Genomic DNA, 19,934 nt, shown 5'->3' with positions numbered 1-19,934 from the left:
CACGAGATATCTCAATGCCCGATATTGTGGTGATGTTCTTCCTGCTCGGCCTGCTGGCCGGCGTGGTGAAGTCCGACCTGACCATCCCCAAGGCCGCCTACGACACCCTTAGCCTGCTGTTGATGCTGACCATCGGCCTCAAGGGCGGCATGGCGCTGTACGGCAACCTGCGCTGGTCACTGCTGCCCGAACTGCTTGCAGTGGCGGCGCTGGGGGCCTTGATTCCGCTGCTGCTGATGCCGGTCCTGCGCCGCCTGGTGCGCCTGTCGCCGGCCGACAGCGCCAGCATCGCCGCCCACTACGGGTCGGTTAGCGCCGGTACCTTCGCCGTGGCGCTGGCCTTTGCCGAGGGCCGTGCCCTGCCCATCGGCGCCGAAGTCACCCTCTATCTGGTGATGATGGAGCTGCCGGCGATCATGGTCGCCATCGCGCTCTATCGCCGCTACAAGGGCAGCGACGCCAGCCAGGCCATGCAGGGTATCTGGCACGAGACGCTGACCAACCGCGGCGTGATCCTGCTGGCCGGCGGCGCGGTGATCGGCGCCATGTACGGTCCCATGGAGGGCGCCAACGTCACCGAACTGTTCACCAGCGCCTTCCACGCGGTACTCGCACTATTCCTGCTGCAGATGGGCCTGACCGCCGCCGAGACCCTGCGCCCGATTCCCTGGTACCACTGGCGGCTGCTTACCTTTGCCGTGGCCGCCCCACCGCTGCTGGCCATGACCGGCCTGGGCGTCGGCCTGCTGCTGGGCCTGCCCAGCGGCTCACTGCTGATCCTTACCGCCCTGGCGGCCAGCGCCTCCTATATCGCCGCCCCGGCGGCCATGCGCAGCGCCATCCCCGAGGCCAATATCGGCCTGGCGATGCTCGCCGCGCTGGGCTTTACCTTCCCGCTCAACGTGATCGTGGGGATCCCCCTCTACCACCAGCTGATCGTCTGGCTAGGATAAGCACACAAGGTGCATGGCGGGCTACTGACACTTTACGTAAACGTCAACTATGACTAGATTGGTGTCATCTGCCATCTTAGGCAATAGGCCCTCATCCCAGCGACGGAGCCCGCCATGCACAGCCCCTATACGGCCCTCGACTTCGGCCTCGACGACGAACTCAATATGCTGCGCGATCAGGTCAACGCCTTCGCCCGCGACGAGATCGCCCCGCGCGCCGCCGAGATCGACGCATCGAATGAATTTCCTCACGACCTGTGGCGCAAGTTTGGCGATATGGGCCTGCTCGGCATCACCGTGCCCGACGCCGACGGCGGCAGCGGCATGGGCTACCTGGCGCACTGCATCGCCATGGAGGAGATCTCTCGGGCCAGCGCCTCGGTGGCGCTCTCCTACGGCGCCCACTCCAACCTGTGCGTCAACCAGATCACTCTCAACGGCTCGGCCGAACAGAAAGCCAGGTACCTGCCCAGGCTGATCAGCGGCGAGCACGTCGGCGCGCTGGCCATGTCCGAGACCGGCGCCGGCTCGGACGTGGTCTCGATGCAGCTGCGCGCCGAGAAGCGCGGCGCCAACTACGTGCTCAACGGCAGCAAGATGTGGATCACCAACGGCCCCGACGCCGATGTGCTGGTGGTCTACGCCAAGACCGATCCGCAGGCCGGTTCCAAGGGCATCACCGCCTTCCTGGTCGAGAAGGGCTTCGCCGGCTTCTCGACGGCCCAGAAGCTCGACAAGCTCGGCATGCGCGGCTCCAACACCTGCGAGCTGGTGTTCCAGGAGTGCGAGGTGCCGGCAGCCAACGTGTTGGGCGAGTTGAACAAGGGCGCGCGGGTGCTGATGAGCGGCCTCGACTACGAGCGCACCGTGCTCGCCGCCGGGCCCATCGGCATCATGCAGGCGGCCATGGACGTGGTGGTCCCCTACCTCCACGAGCGTAAGCAGTTCGGCCAGCCGATCGGTGAGTTCCAGCTCGTGCAGGGCAAGGTCGCCGATATGGTCACCACCCTCAACGCCTGCCGCGCCTACCTCTACGCCGTGGCCGGCGCCTGCGACCGCGGCAAGGTGTCGAGGAAGGACGCCGCCGGGGTGATCCTCTACTGCGCCGAGAAGGCCACCCAGGTCGCGCTGGACGCCATCCAGCTGCTAGGCGGCAACGGCTATATCAACGACTACCCCACCGGACGGTTGCTGCGCGATGCCAAGCTCTATGAGATCGGCGCCGGCACCAGCGAAATCCGCAGGATGCTGATCGGCCGCGAGATCTTCGCGGAATCACGCTAGGGGGAGGCATATGGCCATTGTGACGACTCAGATCAACCCGCGTAGCGCGCTGTTCCAGGCCAACGAGGCGGCCATGCGCAAGGAGGTAGCGAGGCTTCGCGAGCTGACCGCAGCGATCGGCCGGGGCGGCGGCGACAAGGCCCGCGCCCGGCACGAAGGCCGCGGCAAGCTGTTGGTGCGCGACCGCATCGACCACCTGCTCGACGAAGGCTCGCCGTTCCTCGAGCTCTCGGCGCTGGCCGCCCATGAGGTCTACGAGGATGCGGTGCCCGCTGCCAGCATCGTCACCGGCATCGGCCGCGTCTCGGGGGTGGAGTGCGTGATCGTTGCCAACGACGCCACCGTCAAGGGCGGCACCTACTACCCGCTCACCGTCAAGAAGCACCTGCGCGCCCAGGAGATCGCCCGCAAGCACCGCCTGCCATGCATCTACCTGGTCGACTCCGGCGGCGCCTTCCTACCCCGCCAGGACGAGGTCTTCCCAGACCGCGACCACTTCGGGCGCATCTTCTACAACCAGGCCACGCTTTCCGCCGAGGGCATTCCGCAGATCGCCGTGGTCATGGGCTCCTGCACCGCCGGCGGCGCCTATGTGCCGGCCATGGCCGACGAGTCGATCATCGTAAAGGAGCAGGGCACCATCTTCCTCGGCGGCCCGCCGCTGGTGAAGGCCGCCACAGGCGAGAGCATCAGCGCCGAGGCCCTCGGCGGCGCGGACGTCCACGCCAAGCTCAGCGGCGTCGCCGACCACTACGCCGAGAACGACGCCCACGCCCTGCAGCTGGCCCGCGCCTGCATCTCGCGCCTCAACTGGCAGAAGCGCGGCCGGCTCGCCATGCAGGCGCCCAAGCCGCCGCGCCTCGACCCGGCGGAGCTCTACGGCATCGTCGGCACCGACCTCAAGAAACCCTTCGACGTGCGTGAGGTGATCGGCCGCATCGTCGACGACTCCGACTTCGACGAGTTCAAGCGCTACTACGGCGACACCCTGATCACCGGCTTCGCGCATATCCACGGCTACCCGGTGGGGATCGTCGCCAACAACGGCGTGCTGTTCTCCGAGTCCGCGCTCAAGGGCGCGCACTTTATCGAGCTCTGCGCCCAGCGCAAGATCCCGCTGGTGTTCCTGCAGAACATCACCGGCTTTATGGTCGGCTCCAGGTACGAACACGAAGGCATCGCCAAGCACGGCGCCAAGCTGGTCACCGCGGTGGCCTGTGCCCGGGTGCCCAAGTTCACCGTGCTGATCGGCGGCAGCTTCGGCGCCGGCAACTACGGCATGTGCGGCCGCGCCTTCGAGCCCAACCTGCTGTTTATGTGGCCGAATGCCAGGATTTCCGTCATGGGGGGTGAACAAGCAGCCGGGGTGCTGGCCCAGGTCAAGCGCGAGCAGCACGAGCGCGACGGCCGCGAATGGAGCGCCGAGGACGAAGAGGCGTTCAAGCAGCCGACCCGGGCGCAGTACGAGCACCAGGGCCACCCCTACTACGCCAGCGCACGGCTATGGGACGACGGCGTGATCGACCCGCTGCAGACCCGCGACGTGCTCGGCCTGTCGCTGGCCGCGGCCATGAATGCCGAGATAGAAGACACCAGGTTTGGTGTATTCAGGATGTAGCACCTAAGAACATGTAGGCGCGACTTCAACCGCGATGCAGGGCGCAGCCCTGCTGGTCAAAAACATATCGCGAATAGATTCGCTCCCACACAGGATGGAGGTTTCAGCATGGCAATGACGACATATTGCCACTCGCGCATCGACAGTCGAGGCGTCGCCTGGCTGACGCTCAACCGCCCGGAGGTCCACAACGCCTTCGACGACCGCCTAATCGCCGAGCTCAACGACCACCTCGCCGAGCTCCACGACGGCGCCAAGCGCGGCGAGGTCCGCGTGGTGGTGCTGGGCTCCGAGGGCAAGCACTTCTCCGCCGGGGCCGACCTCGGCTGGATGCAGCGCATGGTGGCGTACGATTTCGAGGACAATCTCGCCGACTCGCGCAAGCTCGCCCAGCTGATGCACGGCCTCGACACCCTGCCCTGCCTCACCCTGTGCCGCGTGCAGGGCGCCGCCTTCGGCGGTGCCGTGGGCCTGGCAGCCTGCTGTGACATTGTCATCGCCTCCGAGAAGGCCAGGTTCTGCCTCTCCGAGGTCAGGATCGGTCTCGCTCCGGCGGTGATCAGCCCCTATGTGCAGCGCGCCATCGGCCCGCGCCAGATGCGCCGCTTCGCGCTCAGCGCCGAAGAGCTCGACGCCGCTACCAGTCTGGGACTCGGCCTGGTACACCAGGTGGTGGGCCACGACCACCTGGATAACGAGGTCGAGACCGTGCTCATGACACTGCTGCAAGGTTCCCCCCAGGCCCAGCGCGCCACCAAGGCGCTGCTCGCCGAGGTTGCCCGGGAGCCCGACAGTGATGCCACCCGCGAGCAGAGCTGCCGAGTGATTGCCGAGCTGCGCGTCAGTGACGAAGGCCAGCACGGCCTGGACAGCTTCTTCGAGAAGCGCGCGCCGCGCTGGCGCCCGCCACAGGACAACACGCCATGACCGCACCCCGCTTCGACACCCTGCTGGTCGCCAACCGCGGCGAGATCGCCTGCCGGGTGATGCGTACCGCTCGCCGGATGGGCCTGCGCACCGTGGCCGTCTACTCCGACGCCGACGCCAATGCCCGCCACGTGCGCGAAGCCGACGAGGCGATTCGAATCGGCCCCGCCGCGGCGCGGGAGAGCTATCTCGACGTCGCCGCGGTGGTCGAGGCCGCCCGGCGCACCGGCGCCGGTGCCATTCACCCCGGCTACGGTTTTCTCTCCGAGAACGGCGGCTTCGTCGAGGCGCTGGACGCCGCCGGCATCGTCTTCGTCGGCCCGCCCGCCGCGGCGATTGCCGCCATGGGCGACAAGTCCGCCGCCAAGGCGCGCATGGCCAAGGCTGGTGTGCCGCTGGTACCGGGCTACCACGGCAGCGACCAGGACGACGCCCTGCTCAAGGCCGAGGCCGACAAGATTGGCTACCCGGTGCTGCTCAAGGCCAGCGCCGGCGGCGGCGGCAAGGGCATGCGCGTGGTGGAGAGCAGCGATCAGTTCCAGGCCGCGCTGGACGGCTGCCGCCGCGAGTCCCAGGCCGCCTTCAATGATGACCGCATGCTGATCGAGAAGTACCTGACCCAGCCGCGCCATGTCGAGGTCCAGGTGTTCTGCGACAGCCACGGCAACGGTGTCTATCTGTTCGAGCGCGACTGCTCGGTACAGCGCCGCCACCAGAAGGTACTGGAAGAAGCTCCCGCCCCCGGCATGACCGCGGCGCTGCGCCGCGAGATGGGCGAGGCCGCGGTGCGCGCCGCCAAGGAGATCGGCTACGTGGGCGCCGGTACCGTCGAGTTTCTATTGGATGCGGACAGGTCGTTCTTCTTCATGGAGATGAACACCCGCCTGCAGGTGGAGCACCCGGTCACCGAGATGATCACCGGCCAGGACCTGGTCGAATGGCAGCTGCGGGTGGCCATGGGCGAACCGCTACCGCTCGCGCAAGAGGCGCTGACCATCACCGGCCACAGCTTCGAAGCGCGCCTCTACGCCGAGGACCCGGCCCAGGACTTCCTGCCCGCCACCGGCCGCCTCGAGCGCTTCGCCCTGGACCTGGAAGGCGCCGGACTCGACCCCTGCCAGGTGCGCCTGGATAGCGGCGTGGAGACCGGCGATACGGTCTCCATGCACTACGACCCCATGCTCGCCAAACTGATCGTCCACGGTGACGACCGCGACCAGGCCCTGGCCACCCTCAACCGCGCCCTGGCGGCGCTGGACATACAGGGCGTGGTGACCAACCGTGGCTTCCTGCAGCGCCTGGCCTCGCACCCCGCCTTCAAGGACTGCGAGCTGGACACCCGCTTTATCGAGAAGCACGAGGCGAGCCTGTTCGCCCCCCGGCACTACACCACCGAAGCGTACGCCGGTGCCGCCCTGATCGGCCTTCATCAGTTGGCCCGGGAGTGCGAAAGCGACTCGCCCTGGGACCGCCACGACGGCTTCCGCCTCAACGCCCCGCACACCATCCGCATCGCGCTATCCGATCCAGGGCTCGCCCAGCATCAGGCCCAGGACACCGCAGGCGTAGTGGTAGAAGGAAGGCGCGAACAGGGCACCGATACCGACTGGCAACTGACCATTGGCAACGAGACCCTTAGCGCACGCCTCGAACGCCTGGCCGGCGACGCCGTGGCGGTGACCCTCAACGGCCACCGCCGCCGTCTCCAGGCCCGCCTGGTCGACAATAGCCTGGTGGTAATGGCCGACCCGCGTGGCGAGACTCGGCTGTTCTGGCGCCGCATCGACGCCATCGACCACGGCCACCACGAAGCGGAATCGACCCTCACCGCACCGATGCACGGCACCGTGGTCGCGCTGCTGGTGGAACCGGGCCAGAAAGTGGAGAAAGGCATGCCACTGATGGTCATGGAAGCGATGAAAATGGAGCACACCCTCACCGCCCCCGCTGACGGCCAGGTGGCGGCGTTCCACTTCAACGCCGGCGACACCGTCGGCCAAGGCGACGTACTGCTGGAGTTTACGCCGGAGGAATAGCGCCCAGCGCCCAGCGCCCAGCGCCCAGCGCCCAGCGCCCAGCGCCCAGCGCCCAGCACTAGTTTAGCGGCGCCGGGAGCTGCCGTGAGCGAAGCTCATTCTTCATGGATGAAGAATGGAGTGTCCAGGGAAGGATTCACAGCGTCTTCGCAAGCGGCAACTGCCGGGTTAGCCGCGCACAAAGTCACCGGTCGTATGCCGTGAGCAGGAAGGAGTAGAGATAATGGCATTTCCCACGCAGGTCCGCCTGGTCGAGGTAAGCCCTCGCGACGGGCTGCAGAACGAACCCTCCCCGATCGACACGGCCACCAAGCTCGCACTGATCGACCGCCTGGGCGCCGCCGGCATCACCTATATCGAAGCGGCCAGCTTCGTCTCCCCCAAGTGGGTGCCGCAGATGGCCGACCACCGCGACGTGATGGCCGGCCTGAGCCGCCGGCCAGGCGTCACTTACGCCGCCCTCACCCCCAACCTCAAGGGGTTGGAAGCGGCACTCGAATGCGGCGTGGAGGAAGTGGCGGTATTCGGCGCAGCCAGCGAGGCCTTCTCGAAGAAGAACATCAACTGCTCTGTCGCCGAATCCCTGGCACGCTTTGCTCCGGTACTGGAGCGGGCAAAGGCTGCCAACATCCGTGTGCGCGGCTACGTCTCCTGTGTGCTCGGCTGCCCTTACGAGGGCGAGATAGCCCCGGGCAAGGTCGCCGACGTCGCCAAGGCACTCTATGACATGGGCTGCTACGAGGTTTCACTTGGCGACACCATCGGCGTGGGCACGCCGCTCGCCGCCAAGCGCATGATCGACGCCGTAAGGCGCGACATCCCCATGGAGAAGCTCGCCGCCCACTTCCACGACACCTACGGCCAGGCACTCGCCAACCTCTACGCCGTGCTGGAAGAAGGCATCAGCGTGGTCGACAGTTCCGTCGCAGGCCTCGGCGGCTGCCCCTATGCCAAGGGCGCCTCCGGCAACGTCGCCAGTGAAGACGTGGTCTATCTGCTCAACGGCCTCGACATCGAGACCGACATCGACCTCGACAAGCTCGCCGATACCGGCACCTGGATCACCCAGACCATCGGCAGGCCCAACCGGTCGAAGGTGGGCGTGGCGCTGGCGGCGAAGTAATTTAGGGGCAGAAACGCAAAGCCCCCGAGTCAGAAATAATCTGGCTCGGGGGCTGAGCGATTAGATGACTGCGGCACGTCTCTGAAAAATATGTCTTTTTACATCTAAAGCCCAAGGCTCTGACGTGCGAGCGGCAATCCGTTAGCTTCAACGTATGCGTTCGAGCTTGCCAGGGCTCTGGCATTGTCTTTCAGCCACTTCTCCTGCTTGTGGCGTTTCACCGCCTCGGCGATCCCCATCTCTGCGGACCGCCCCGTAGCCGCTCCGCTCACAGCCCCAGAAACCACTCCAAGCGCGCCTGTTCCTCCTGCAACGCAGACTCGAACGCAGCATCGCGAGGGGCACGCCCGCTCACATAGCCCGGCTGCAACTGCAGCTGCCCGTCACGCACGGCGGCATTGGCCCAGCCAATGACCTGCCCCCGCCACAGCATGGGTAACGCATAGTAGCCACGCACCCGCTGCGGTGCCGGCGTGTAGGCCTCGAAGCGGTAAGCCCAGCCCCAGAAGCGCTCGAAGCGTTCGCGATCCCAGACTATCGGGTCGAAGGGCGCCAGCAGGCGCAGTCGTTCGTCCAACACATCATCGCTGGCGAATCGACGACTACCGGGGTTCTCGCCGACCGGCCAGTACCAGCGACTCCCGTCCACCGTAGCCTGAGGTAGTCGCGCTTTGGTACGCGCCAGTGCGTCACGGCGACGCTCGCGCCACTGCGGAGCCCCCGCAGAGACCACCCATGTGACGAGGCGGCTGAGCGTGGACGCAGGCAACGGCGCGTACTTCCCCACTGCCACATCGATCAGCGCATCAAGGCTAGCCTCTGGGTCCACCGGATGGTCACGCTCATGGGCAAGCTGGGCTGCGTACAAACGTGTCCCACCCTCGCGCCGCGCCACCCGCAGCAGACCGCGATAGTGCATACCGTCCAGAAGCTGGGTACTAGCCCGACTGTTGCCACCGAACCAGTTCTTGGTCGTGCCATGCTCGAAGGCGGCGTCCACTTCACGCGGGTGAACCACACCGCGGCTTTGCACGAACGCCAGCACGGCCTGCGCCTGCGCCCAGCGCGTGGACGACCACTCGTTACGCGCCGTCCGTGGGTGCATCAGGCATTGCGTGGCACGCGGCAGAACCCCGTAGTTGACGAAGAAATCTTCCTCTACGGCCAGGCGCGGATAGCGCGCTTCCAGATCACCAGCGCGATAGTCGGTGACACGATGGCGCAGCGTGAGATCCTGAGCCCGTGCAGGGGCACGTATCGGGTCGAACTGTACAAACCCCAGCTTGGAGACGGCGCGTCCCAAGGTTCTCGGTTTGAACAGACTGCGCGCGATGGCGTAGCGGCGAAGGTGGTTCAGGGTTAGCGTGGTCGGCATACAGCGATTTTACCCCATAACGGCCACTGCGTTGACCAGCCTGCCCCACCAGGCCAGTGCCAGATGCTGGCGCCCGAGTGGCTGTATTGAATGCCGCCACGATACAGGGGAAGATAGAATGCCGTTGGCAAATGCGCTCGCCAATGATGGACTAATAAGAACCCAAACCGAGGGGAACTATGCGCCTGCTTTTCCTGTTGCAAACGCCAACCTCTCGGAAGACGAGCCGAGGATCCATTCGGCTGAGCCGGCCGACGGCAAGACTTGAGCCGTACCAGACGTTAGTCGGCGCATTGCGATGATCCGTTTCTGGTTCGAGTTTCACCCCCTGGTGATCCTTCCGCTCCTGCTGGCGTTATTTCTGGCTTCCGGGGCCTTGATCCACTGGCTCCAGTTTCATTCTCCGTTCAGCACTCGCCTCAAGGGTGCCGCCCTCGGCTTGCCGACCTTCGTAGCCATTTCGACCTTGTTTGCGCTGTTCGCAGCCTTCCTGCTCGCTGACACCATGGACCGGAAGGGTCGAGCGTCCCAAGCCGTCCAAACCGAAAGTGCAGCGCTCTTCGGACTTGGCGTCGCCAGTGAAACGACAATGGCCAGCGAAGGAAGGATTCGCGCGGCGCTTCTCGACTACGCTGACTCGGTGGTGAAAGACGAATGGCCGCGCCTGCTTCAGGAAAGCGGCAGCAGCAGGACGGAACAGGCGCTGCTCGAGCTGTTACGCGCCGTTCGAGACGCCGCGAACGATGAGGGCCACTCGGCCGCGACTCATGGCCAGATGCTGTCTCTGGCACAAGACATTGTCGACGCACGGACAGATCGCATCGCCGTTGTGGCCAATCATTACCAGAAATTTTCGTGGAGTGCCTTGTTCCTGCTCGGCTTCCTGACGCAATTTGTGATGGGCATGGGATTCCTCGACCGAGCGTCCGCGAACCGGCACGCGATTGTTATCTTCAGCCTCGCCGCGGTCGTCGCCCTGTGGCTGATTGCCATCCAGGACAACCCCTTCCGGGGAGCAGTCCAGGTGTCACCCGAGGCCATCGAACAGGCCGTGAGCACCTGGCGCAATTGAGTCCCATTAAGAAACTGGCCGTATGGCCTTTTTCGGATTGCCAGCCTGATTCCATAGCTTGGAGAGGAGAATCGGGGACACCCTCAAGCTGCTCAGAAGATGGCCCCGGATACGCCCCCTTTCATCCAATAACTGCTGGGGGTAAGTAGATAGTAAACTCATTTACAGGCTCAATTAAGACACTGTAAGGCAAACTTTGCTCAGACGCCTTGACAATATTCAAATCAGACAAGAGCTTGAATTTTGCCGACTTCAACCTGGCTGGCTTAACCTTAAGCTCCTTATGCCAAACCCGATATGAACCTAGCCTTCCGTCTCTCCGATAATAAAATCCAGCCAGCGGGTGCGTAAGATAGACTAGAGCAGACTCAGTATCTGGAAAACCAGGAAACATGAGCGAGTCGGCTTCTGATTGCACCAAATCAACCGAGGCCTCGGCCCAGTCCGATTGGGTATCCATATGGTACTTATCGTACAGTCCGGTGTCTTCGTTTAAGGCGCAATCGAAATTGACTTTCCCTGCATGCCAAGGCAGGTTCCACAAATACCTGGGCACGACCAGTGTCCATGAGTCTAAGGTTGTGCCAAGGAACCATACACATCGCTCATCGGTTTCGCTATCGATAATATAAATTCGATAGTTTGTTTGCCCCATTGTAAACTTTGGAAACGGATATACGGCTGAAGTAAAATCAACATCAATGAAGGGAACGACCGATATCAGCCCAAGCTCTTGACCACCGACGTCAATCGTGTCCAACTTGAAACGATCTGGAAATATCCCCAAAAATCTCTCTACTGGAACTGCATAGGTGATAATCGCGAAATGCTTTAAACTACAAAGTACATCAATGCCCTTCGGTTTAGGCCGCTGCACAAGGTAATCTTTCATCTTTTTTGGCTCTTGCATAATCCCTCCTTGAAAGTTGGCTATCCTTATGAACTGAGGACACCCTAGCCTACTTTGTCGCCCACAGCGATGAATACAGTGAATACGGCGGCTTTGCTCTGAATGACTGAAATGATGCGCCTTTCTATGCGTTTACCTACCAAGTCTCTCAGGATCGGTAGCCGCCCTAATATCGTCGGACAGCTTATCCACCAGAGTTCGATTCGCGAGCCCTTGTCTCCTTATTTCCAATAGTTGAGGGCATGCTATAGAGCGACTATGGCCATCGAAGAGCGATGCCATCTCCTTATCTCGATTTCTAGACAAATCGAAAAGATGTAGGTACCTATCGTGCGCAGTTCGTGAGCGATCTTTTATGATCTCTTCGTATTCTCGCAGACGCTCATTACAAAATTTTTCTAGCGCCTCTTGCTTGATGATCTTAAAGAGCTTCCAGTCAGATTCTTTTATTACATTCATTGCATTCACGTTAACCATATTTAAACGCAGTTTCGGCTAACAGCAGCATGCTTAGCGCGTTGACTGAAACGTCTTGTTGGTCCAGGTACACTTACAGCTCATCACCCGAGACATCTGGTGCCGAGCTACACATCTGAAGACGATTTCCAAACGGATCGTAGAAACTGCAGAAGGTGACATAACCTGGAAATGTCTGTGGATCATCGCATCGAACGCCCCTGCGTTTGAGCTCTTCCCAAGACTCAGTGCAATCCTCCACGTCCAGAACCACTGTCACCCCAAAACCAGGCATCCAATCACTCTCCGCCTTCGTCACGGCAAGATTCCCGGCGCCCCCACCAGTACCGAACTCGATCCAACCCGCCTCTGGTAGATCGTAGATTGGTTCGCCGAGCCCCAGTGTATCGCGGTAAAAATTCCTCGCTTCATCGAGATCAGGAACTGAGATGGAAACGACATTGATGCCTTTGAACATATGCATATCCCCCTGATAACCTATTGCAATTTCCCGTCACACACGGTGGCCTTGGTCCAGCCCCAGAAGCGCTCGAAGCCCCAGACGACCGGGCCGATCGGCGGCTGGCTCGGTAGTCACTTATCTTTATGTTTTTTGCCCATACCAGCGCCTATGGCGATCCCTACCCCCACACCGATTGACAAACCAACTGCAATATTGTCCATAGCAAAACCCAGCGTAATGCCTAATCCCGCTCCAATTGCGATTCCGACTCCGATATTAGATTTCCCCTTAGGATCCCCATCATGACCGTCGTTACTATTGCCGCTCATCATCACATCCTTTACATTACTGCACTAGATGTCACCACCCCTTATGCTACTTCAACCCGTCAGGCTTCCCGCGTGAGCGTGATACTAGTATGTGCCCTCCTTTCACAGCGATGTCTTCATCACCCCAGCACCTCCTCTTGATACCTGCTCGAGCGCTAATGCCTCTTCAATAACACCCAGCGCTTCAGGCGCAGGTGGCGGCGGCCTGCCATCAGCCCCAGGCACTACCTCCTTGCGGCAAGGACCTCTTTCACTGTTGCTAGCGCCTGATAGGGCCAATTCTGGACTTCCTCCGAATAGTGGACAGTACATCCAGACTTCGAATCACCGTACCGCAGACGTCACACCGCAGGACAGTCTTGTACGCACGACGAAATGCGTATAGGAGTAGTATTTGTCCAGCGAGCGCCACCAAAGTCCAGCCTATCCCCTTGACTCCCAAAATAACGATGACTAACAGACCTGCCAAGAAGGCAACGAAATGCAGGAGCATGGTAGTGATGTTTCTCAAATTCGCTGGGAGAACCCAGCGCAAACTTCCCCCGCACAGTGGGCATTGCTCTCCATTTGATTCCGACGCTTTACTTAGGTACATTGCTCTGCCACATGTCTGTATCACTGTTTAATATCTATTGACTTTACGCGCATACGCGCTCAACGACGTTCTCTTAGTACGCTTTACAAAAAGAAGCGTATGGTCTGCGAACATCTGCCACCAGAGCCGATGGATTGTGTAGCGGTCACCATCTAGGTGAAATGCGACTACCAGCGCCCTGTTAACCGAATCCCAAGCCCGCCCTCAGGCCTGCTGCCTTATCTGAATAGAGAAGCCATGCAAACGCTGCGCAGTTAGCAACTGTCGCACACAAAAAAAAGACCTGGAAAGGCTGCTTTCTGGTCTTGTGCCGAAACAGCCGCTGCGCAATCAGCGCACCTGGCCACCCGCCTATCAAACTCATGAAGTGAAGCGTTGTTTCTGCCGTACGCCTACTGCCTTTACCCGCTGCGGCTTTATCAACGCCGTAGAGGGTAAAGGTAATCGCGCTGATCAGCGCATAGGCACCAACAAGGACCAGGGACCCATCCTCTAGAGCGCGGAGGGCCGCCAAGAAGCCGAAGAACGTCGCGACCACGCCACATGCAGCCAACAGCCCTTTGGTACGCGGGGATACAAGGCTTGCCGAGCGCAGGAAAAGCACCTTCCGTGCTCTCGGCCTATCCTGCTTGTCGCGGGCAACAGCGTACGAGACCTGTTCGTCCACTCTTGGTCGACGGCTGCCTCTTGGGAAGTCAGTGATATGGACGAATACTCGCGAGCCGCCTGCCAGTGGTGTGATAAAGCCGACGCCCTTGTCGTCATTCCAGTCTATGAGTTTGCCTTCGTGGCGCATCGGGGATCTCTAGCCAAAAACGGTTATTCGACGGAACGCCCAGGCGCAGGCATTTGAGTCACGACCCGAATATTACACAGGGACTGATCTATGCAGCAGGTTTATAAAGGGAGCAAGGCGGGCACGCTACCGCCACTACCCGGCAGCATGGATGCTTCGCATCAACCTAAGGCGGCAGTCTCTGAGTACGTCCTGTTCAGGCAAGTGGCTTTAGCAACTTTAGACTTAGCGTATCTAACCGCAATGCAGCGGGCAATACCGAAGAGAGCGTGGGGTGAATATGAGCCTCTCTCGACCACGACCTGCCATTGCTCTGGCAAGGATTATTGCTTGGGCCAATTGCCGCTAGCCGCGCCGTGGTAATCGGGGGCGCCGAGAGCACCCCCGGTTATGGAGCCAAGTGTGCCACTCAGTGCCAACTACCTTCACCACCGCCGATGCCGAAGACGGTGGATACGGCACCCGACTGGAAGTGGCCCAACAGCTTGCTGTGGCTGTCGAAGAACAGGATGCTCAGGTAGACGGGCGTGGCCTGAAACTCGAAGCTCACCGTATCGCGATAGAGCCGATCCAGATCGTTGGTGTAGACCTCACCAATGAGGGCACCACCGCCGGCCGAAGAGACGCCGCCGGCATCGCCGTCAAAAGTCTTGCCTTTGTCGATACTGACCTGGAACTTGAGGTAGAAGACCATGCTGGCCACGTTGCCGGTGGCGTAGTAGGCCTTCTCGGACGTGACCAGTGCTTCGGCGACGTCATCGATCTGCTCAGGTTCCAGCTTGTCATGCATGGCAACGCGGAAGTCGTGGGCGATCAGTTGCTTGTCGATGGTTTGAGGAGCATTCATTGGTAGATACCTCGTATGGATGTCGTGACATCGGCGGTCGTAAAGCGACCGCGACTTACTTGCCCTAACCATTCCAGACCAGATATCTCATACCCACCGCATCACCTCGGTATCACCATGACCGCCGAAACGGCCACGCCAAGCACCAGCGGATCACTTCGGTATCAGCTTCTCTCATGCTCTTGGTAACGACGCGCTCTTGACCGACTCTGAAGCAAATCCTGCCTGAGGAGCATCTCCCCATGGACACTTCACCGCTTCGGATCGCTATCATTGGCGGCGGCGTCTCCGGCCTGTCGCTGGCCTATTACCTGCAAAGGTTCCATAGGCAAGAGCTCGGCAGGAAAGGGGACGACGGCGATGCAGCCCAGCCGATCGAGGTCACCATCTTCGAGCGCAAGGCCACCCTGGGCGGCAACGCCGAGACGGTGTGGGTCGACCTGGGCAATCGGCGCCAACCAGGGTGGCCCGAGTCGCCCTACCGCCGCTGGGCCGACCTGGGGGTCAACGATGTCAACCTGGCCACCTATCACCGCCTGCGCGCGATTCTCGGCGAGATCGGCGAGCTGGAGCGCATGAAGCCGCTGGAGAATACCGAGTGCTATTTCAGTCGTGACGGGACGATTGCGCTGACCGACGATAGCGAGCTATATCACGGTGTCAGCGACCCGGCCCACGAGCTGAGCCAGGCCGAAGGAGGCAAACTGGCGCCGCTGATCGCCGTGGTACACCAGAGTGCCATCGACCTGGTGGAGAGTCAGTGCATCACGCCGCGCTATACGGTGGATGACTTTTTCGATCGCTGCGCCGCCGTACCCGCCGAGGTGCTGTCCGCCACGGCGGATCGCCTGCGAATCAACATCGACTGGCAAGACCCGGCACTACCGGCCCGGCTGGAGCGTATCCGCCATACTATCTACTACCCGCGCATCTCGGCCATGTACTTCGCCGACGATCGCGGCCCGGGCAGTATGCCGCTCCAGGCCCCCTTCGAGTATTACCGCATTCAGGAGGGCGGCTCACCCCCAAACCGCCGCTATTTCGAGCACGGCGCCCAGCACTGGCTGGAGGCCCTGGCCGCCCATATTGTCAATCCCGAGACGCCGGGCCCACGGGTCACCATCCAGCGCGGTATCGACGTGGAGGCAAGCCTCTCGATACAGGGTGTAACGCTGACAGAGCGCAACGCTGCCGATCAGCGCCGCTGGGAGGCGGACCTACTGATCATGGCCACCCATGCCGAAGATGCCCTGCCGCTACTGACCTTTGGCGACGGCCTGGCCGACACCCAGCGGGACCTGCAGCACATCCTCGGCAAGGTGCGCTACACCCGCAGCTTCAGCGTCTGCCACACCGCGGCGGACCGCCTGCCCCCCAATCGCAACCTGTGGCGCACCTACAACATCGAGGTGCGGAGTCCCGAAGACACCTTCTTCCCCTACCGTATCGACTATGTGGCCAATCGCCACCAAAACGATAGCGAGACCCCGGGCTACAACCAGGTCGGCTTACCGCAGTTCTTCGTCTCCCTGGTGGATGACCTCAACCGGATACCCCGTTGCGAGATGCTCGAGCGGAGCCCTTCGCCTCTGAACGGACCCACGGCGCTAGCGGCCGCCGCACCCAGCGACTCTGGCTACCGGGACCGCCTACCGCCCCTCGACAGCGACCTGGAGGCGAAGGCATGGAGCCTGTTCAAGCACAATGTGCTGGATGCCAACTGCATGGAGGCACAGGCGCAGATAGCGGACTATAACCAGGACATTGCCCGGCGGCGTTTGGCGGGCCATCCCGACGTATGCCCGCTGCTGTTTGCCGGCGGCTGGACGCGCGGTGCAGGCCTGCAGGAGCAGTGCCTGGAACAGTCGGCACAGCTCGTCGAACTGCTGCTGGGGAAAGCGGGCCGACAGAATGAGAAAGCCCTGCGGCTAGTGCCGACTGGCAGCCAGGCGAGGCAGCGTCATCAGCAGGCCAGCGGCTTCGCCCCGTAGCCAGCAGGCTCGTAGGGTCTCCAGGGCGCTCTCCTCGACACTCGTTTCGACGACATCCAGCCAATCGGCGTGAGCCTTGATCAGTGCCCGATGGTGCTCGCCCCAGGCACAGGGCTCCGCCGCCATCAGTTGAGTCAGGCGCCGGGCATAATGGCGGGCCGCGTCGGGGCGCTGGTCGAGCAGGCTGACCTCCGCCGCCGCGATCAGAAAGCGGTAGCCGTTGTGCCCCACGCAGCCGGCATCCAGCAGCGTTTCACCCTGTTTCAGGGTCGCCGAGCGAGCCTCGGGGTCCTCTTCCAGCAGCGCCCGGGTGCCCAGCACCCAGGGGCCGATAAAGGCCTGCAGCCGATGCTGCTCCACCAGCTGCCAAGCCCGCGCGATGCTGGCTCGCGCCTCTGCCAGTCGCCCGGTGATCAGCCCGACCCTGGCGCGACTCTCCAGCAGGAAGGCCTCGAAGCGCCCTGAACCCAGGCCGCGAGCCACCGCCAGCGCCTGTTCGACCTGCTCGTTGGCCCCATGGGTGTCGCCCTGGGAGATCAGGATCCAGCCAGCCGTGAGCCTTGCCACCACTTCGGCACGCCGGTTGCCAACCCGCTTGCCAAGCGTGGCGGCATCGAGGCAGTCGGTCAGCGCCGCCGCGGTCTGGTTGGCATAGATGCGCGCCGTACCCAGCATGAACAGATTGGAGGCCTCCAGGTCGGCGTGGCCATGGGTCCGGCAGAGTGTTACGCAGTGGTCGAAGAGCTCGAGGGTGCTATGCATCTGCCCCTGGGCATAGTGGGCATCGCCAAGCCCGCTCAGGGCCTGGATCTCGGTGCGCACATCGCCGCCTCGGCGGGCCTGCTCCAGGGCCCGGGTATGATAGGCCCGACTGGTGGCAAAATCGCCCCGGGGAAAATAGAGATTGCCCTTGAGATAGAGCGCTTCAGCCAGGGGCAAGGGGTTCTCCAGCACCTCAGCCAGGGGCAGCAGGCCGTCGAGTATCGCCTCCTCCGCCTCCAGGGCATCGAGCATGTTCAATACCCGCGCCAGCCACAGGTCGGCGGCAATGCGCTGACGCTCCTCGCGGGCGAAGGTACGCGCCGCTTCGAAGTGTTCCCGGGCCGCCTGGATCGCCCCTGTCGCCATCGCCACCTGCCCCTGCAGCAGCATCAGCCGGTACTCATCCTTCGGCGCATAGTCGATGGAGCGGCATTGCCTCAGCAGCGCCAGGGCTTCCTCATGCCGGTAGCGGGCCGTTTCCGCCTCTATCGCCTGCAGGAACGCCTTCGGCGCCTCCAGCGAGCGCGCACGGTGAAGGTGCCGCGCGCGCAGCCCCGGCTCCGCTTCGCCGTAGAACTCGGCCAGACGCAGATGCAGGCGGTCGCGCTGTATCTTGGGAATCCCTTCGTAGATACCCTGCAGGATCAGGTCATGCACAAAGCGGTAGCTGCCCTCTTCCAGAGGACGCACCAGGCTGATGCGTTGGGGGAGTTCGGGGCGATAGTCGGCCTGCCCCAATATCTCCTGCAGCGACGCCAGGGAGAAACGCTGCCCCATGGCGGCGGCAATGCTCATGGCCCGCCGATCCAGGTCGGTGAGCTGGTCCAGCTTGCTCTGTACCAGATTGGCGAGGCTGGCCGGCAAGCTGCGGTGGGGGTGAAACAGCAGCAGCTGGGTCAGAAACAGCGGGTTGCCCTGGGCCTGGATCACGCAGCGGGCGGCATGCTCGGCGGGCACCGTGCCGAAGCTGGCCACAAGGGCCTCGGCTTCCTGGGGCCGCAGTGGCGGCAGCTCGATCAGGGTAAGCGGCAGGTCAGGCAGCTGTGGCCTCAGCCGCGTCTCCAGCGGGTCGTGCTCCAGTCGCGAGGTAAACAGCCAGATCACCGGGGCTTCCAGGGTCTCCTGCAGCAGCCCGGCAAGGGTCCCCAGCAATGCCTCATCGGCCCAGTGCAGATCCTCCACCACCACCAGTTGAGGACCATGAATGGACCGGGCCAGGAGGATGTCGCGCAGCGCCTGGATCAAGCGCTGGCTGCGGGTCGCGGGAGTCATGGCCGCATAGAGACGCTGCGCATCCTCCGGCTGAGCCAGCCCCAGCAGCGGACGCAGCAGCATGGCATGATCCACGGGTAGGCGCAGCGCCGACAGACGAGCGAGCAGATACGTCTCGTCTATCTCATCGTGCACTGCCTCACCAAACGCCTGCAGCAACGAGCGGGTCAGCTGCATCAGTGGGCCTTCATCGGCGCGCGTGCCGAAGTCCAGCACCTCGGCCTGATGGTGATCGGCATGGGCCGCGGCCATCTCGGCGAATTCTGCACTGAGACGGGTCTTGCCGATGCCCGCCACACCACGGATATAGATCAGATGGCCAGCCTGGTAGGCCCGGGTACTCTCCAGAATGGCTTGCAGCTGCCCCAGCTGCAGGCGGCGCCCCACGAGCTCGAAGCGGGCCTCCTGAGCCTCATCCCGGGGATGGCGATAGAGCAGCCAATCGCCGCCTTCATCGTCGAAGACGAAGCGCTCCGCCAACTGCACCGCCACCCCGCGCTCGACCCAGACGCCGCTGCGCTTCGGGGCTATCGCAGGGGATTTAGCAGTCGGCCAGTGGCCGGCCTGGAGGTAGACGCCATGGGCCACTCCCTGATCCACCAGGGTCGCGGCGCACAGCAGGCCGCGCTGTGCATCACTGCGGTAAGCCCTTGGCAACCCGAAGAGGGCCACTCCCCCTTCCGCCAGGCTGCCGCCGAAATGCTCGACCCAGGACACCAGGGTCGTCTGGTCAGCAGCCATGGCATGCAGCTGGATCAGGACACGGGCGCTCTCCGTCTCTTCCACATCGGAAGCGGACCCGGCGGAAGCCTCCTCAGCATCCACCGACAGCGCCTCGACCTCGACACCATAGATCTCGGCCAGGTGGCGGGCGGTACGATAGAGTACTGCCCGACCACTCTCTGCGCGCTTGATGGACGCGATCGAGACGCACAGGCGCCGGTCGAAGCAGTGTTCGGCCAGGGCCTCCTGACTCAAGCCAAGCCGCTTGCGATGCTGTTTCAAGCGCTGGCGATCCAGCCGCAAACGCCCGTCTTGGGGGACTATCACCATTGGCGTCCTTTCACCAGCATGCGAGTCATGACAACCGTCATGCTTCACTAATGCTTTAGCATTAAAGGACTT

General features: G+C 62.7%; 16 protein-coding genes. 8 read left to right on the top strand and 8 right to left on the bottom strand.

What is annotated here, in order from left to right; all coding sequences use genetic code 11:
• Positions 1-14 precede the first annotated feature (14 nt).
• The 6 genes from IEI94_RS04085 to IEI94_RS04060 all read left to right on the top strand — a co-directional run bounded on the left by IEI94_RS04085 (position 15) and on the right by IEI94_RS04060 (position 7,941).
• Positions 15-953: a sodium-dependent bicarbonate transport family permease gene (locus tag IEI94_RS04085; RefSeq protein WP_191165847.1), complete on the top strand. Its 939-nt coding sequence runs from the start codon at positions 15-17 to the stop codon at positions 951-953.
• Positions 954-1,067: 114 nt separating this feature from the next.
• On the top strand, positions 1,068-2,237 hold the full coding sequence (locus tag IEI94_RS04080; protein ID WP_191165845.1) for an isovaleryl-CoA dehydrogenase: 1,170 nt from the start codon (positions 1,068-1,070) through the stop codon (positions 2,235-2,237).
• A gap of 10 nt (positions 2,238-2,247) precedes the next feature.
• On the top strand, positions 2,248-3,855 hold the full coding sequence (locus tag IEI94_RS04075; protein WP_191165843.1) for a carboxyl transferase domain-containing protein: 1,608 nt from the start codon (positions 2,248-2,250) through the stop codon (positions 3,853-3,855).
• A gap of 108 nt (positions 3,856-3,963) precedes the next feature.
• Complete coding sequence (locus tag IEI94_RS04070; protein WP_412030893.1) at positions 3,964-4,782, top strand: enoyl-CoA hydratase-related protein; 819 nt, start codon at positions 3,964-3,966, stop codon at positions 4,780-4,782.
• The gene (locus IEI94_RS04065) at positions 4,779-6,818 is read left to right on the top strand and encodes an acetyl/propionyl/methylcrotonyl-CoA carboxylase subunit alpha (protein WP_191165841.1); all 2,040 of its coding nucleotides are present in this window, start codon (positions 4,779-4,781) and stop codon (positions 6,816-6,818) included. Before IEI94_RS04070 ends, IEI94_RS04065 begins: the two co-directional genes overlap by 4 nt.
• 223 nt (positions 6,819-7,041) lie before the next feature.
• Positions 7,042-7,941 carry a hydroxymethylglutaryl-CoA lyase gene (locus tag IEI94_RS04060; RefSeq protein ID WP_191165839.1) on the top strand — a complete coding sequence of 300 codons (900 nt, stop codon included), beginning with the start codon at positions 7,042-7,044 and terminating at the stop codon, positions 7,939-7,941.
• Positions 7,942-8,045: 104 nt separating this feature from the next.
• Here the strand turns inward: IEI94_RS04060 and IEI94_RS04055 are convergent, their stop codons facing one another.
• On the bottom strand, positions 8,046-8,180 hold the full coding sequence (locus tag IEI94_RS04055) for a type II toxin-antitoxin system CcdA family antitoxin (protein ID WP_191165837.1): 135 nt from the start codon (positions 8,178-8,180) through the stop codon (positions 8,046-8,048).
• 29 nt (positions 8,181-8,209) lie between these two features.
• Positions 8,210-9,316, bottom strand: a complete 1,107-nt coding sequence (locus IEI94_RS04050; protein WP_191165835.1) for a DNA glycosylase AlkZ-like family protein — start codon at positions 9,314-9,316, stop codon at positions 8,210-8,212.
• A 298-nt stretch (positions 9,317-9,614) separates the two neighbouring features.
• On the opposite strand from IEI94_RS04050, the gene IEI94_RS04045 reads away from it, so the two are divergent.
• Complete coding sequence (locus tag IEI94_RS04045) at positions 9,615-10,388, top strand: DUF4239 domain-containing protein (protein ID WP_191165833.1); 774 nt, start codon at positions 9,615-9,617, stop codon at positions 10,386-10,388.
• A 121-nt stretch (positions 10,389-10,509) separates the two neighbouring features.
• Here IEI94_RS04045 and IEI94_RS04040 read toward each other — a convergent pair whose 3' ends face one another.
• From IEI94_RS04040 to IEI94_RS04020, 5 genes are all read right to left on the bottom strand, one after another.
• Positions 10,510-11,298 carry a DUF2071 domain-containing protein gene (locus IEI94_RS04040; RefSeq protein WP_191165831.1) on the bottom strand — a complete coding sequence of 263 codons (789 nt, stop codon included), beginning with the start codon at positions 11,296-11,298 and terminating at the stop codon, positions 10,510-10,512.
• A gap of 550 nt (positions 11,299-11,848) precedes the next feature.
• Positions 11,849-12,232, bottom strand: coding sequence for a VOC family protein (locus IEI94_RS04035; RefSeq protein ID WP_224749924.1), 384 nt, complete (start codon positions 12,230-12,232; stop codon positions 11,849-11,851).
• Between the two features lie 116 nt (positions 12,233-12,348).
• On the bottom strand, positions 12,349-12,546 hold the full coding sequence (locus IEI94_RS04030) for a hypothetical protein (RefSeq protein WP_191165827.1): 198 nt from the start codon (positions 12,544-12,546) through the stop codon (positions 12,349-12,351).
• A gap of 776 nt (positions 12,547-13,322) precedes the next feature.
• Positions 13,323-13,937, bottom strand: coding sequence for a DUF1294 domain-containing protein (locus IEI94_RS04025; RefSeq protein WP_191165825.1), 615 nt, complete (start codon positions 13,935-13,937; stop codon positions 13,323-13,325).
• Positions 13,938-14,346: 409 nt separating this feature from the next.
• Positions 14,347-14,784 carry a VapA/VapB family virulence-associated protein gene (locus IEI94_RS04020; protein WP_191165823.1) on the bottom strand — a complete coding sequence of 146 codons (438 nt, stop codon included), beginning with the start codon at positions 14,782-14,784 and terminating at the stop codon, positions 14,347-14,349.
• 242 nt (positions 14,785-15,026) lie between these two features.
• On the opposite strand from IEI94_RS04020, the gene IEI94_RS04015 reads away from it, so the two are divergent.
• The gene (locus IEI94_RS04015; protein ID WP_191165821.1) at positions 15,027-16,775 is read left to right on the top strand and encodes an NAD(P)-binding protein; all 1,749 of its coding nucleotides are present in this window, start codon (positions 15,027-15,029) and stop codon (positions 16,773-16,775) included.
• On the opposite strand, the gene IEI94_RS04010 is transcribed toward IEI94_RS04015, so the two are convergent.
• Positions 16,713-19,862, bottom strand: a complete 3,150-nt coding sequence (locus IEI94_RS04010; protein ID WP_191165819.1) for an ATP-binding protein — start codon at positions 19,860-19,862, stop codon at positions 16,713-16,715. The two genes, IEI94_RS04015 and IEI94_RS04010, sit on opposite strands and share 63 nt — an antisense overlap.
• Positions 19,863-19,934: the final 72 nt, after the last annotated feature.

The sequence above is a fragment of the Halomonas sp. ML-15 genome (genome assembly GCF_014779595.1).
GTDB lineage: Bacteria > Pseudomonadota > Gammaproteobacteria > Pseudomonadales > Halomonadaceae > Franzmannia.
Note: the sequence above shows the minus strand (reverse complement) of the source record. Positions and strands in the feature narration are given on the sequence as shown.